General features: G+C 58.1%; 1 protein-coding gene. It reads right to left on the reverse strand.

Features of this window, described 5'->3' with window-relative positions:
* Window positions 1-106: 106 nt before the first annotated feature.
* A complete protein-coding gene (locus CSQ89_RS21720) occupies window positions 107-613 on the reverse strand; it encodes an FUSC family protein (RefSeq protein WP_099408002.1) in 507 nt (168 codons plus the stop codon).
* Between the last annotated feature and the right edge of the window lie 196 nt (window positions 614-809).

The raw sequence follows: 809 nt of genomic DNA on the forward strand, positions 1-809 counted from the left end.
GAATGCCTGAGCATCAAGACGCAGAAGAACCCATTCGCACTTTGCCGCAAGTTACTGATCAACGCCTCCCGCGCGGCTTATGATCAGTTACAGCTGCTTCTCGCAGCTACTGCGTAACATCAGTAAGTAATATGGTTGGGTCGTGCGCGTATTGGCTGATGACCCAGGCCAGCCCAGCACCCACCAGGGTGCCGAATACGGTAAGAAAGAGGCGGCGCAGGCTGTCGGGGCCATCGGGACGGGTAACGAACAGAATGACGGCGGCCACCCAGGCTGGCCGGCTGTAGCCCAACCATACCGCCAGCGCCAAGCCACCCGTGACGGCGACGCAAAAACCGGTGGCATGAAGCCAGCCTGCGTTATGGCCCGCAGCAATCCAGCGCCCGGCTTGGCGGAGCCCTTCGTGAGCACTGGGCAAGGGGTCCCGGGGGAAGATCAGACTATCTATCCACACGGCCAACAGCCCGACGGTGATGCCTATGCCAAAGTAAGGCAGGCCCTGCGGCGGCAATGTCGGGGTAAAGGCGTAGATCAGCAGCATCAGCGCGGAAAAACGCAATATCGTCTCGACAGCAATACCGCTGCCATCAACCCAACCTATGCCAAAGCTCAATACAGCAAGGGTAAGGAACAGAAGCTGGTGGTAGGGCCCCAGCCAGTGGCCAAGGGCCGCACTGGCAATAATCAGTAACTGATGTTACGCAGTGCATACGATAACCTGTCGCCATGAAGAACAAAGAACTCGATTTGTACACCGACTATTTGCTGAGCACGTTTGGTGCGGCGACAGCAACGGGCTTGTCGGCGAT

Source organism: Chitinimonas sp. BJB300, assembly GCF_002735695.1.
Lineage (GTDB): Bacteria > Pseudomonadota > Gammaproteobacteria > Burkholderiales > Chitinimonadaceae > Chitinimonas.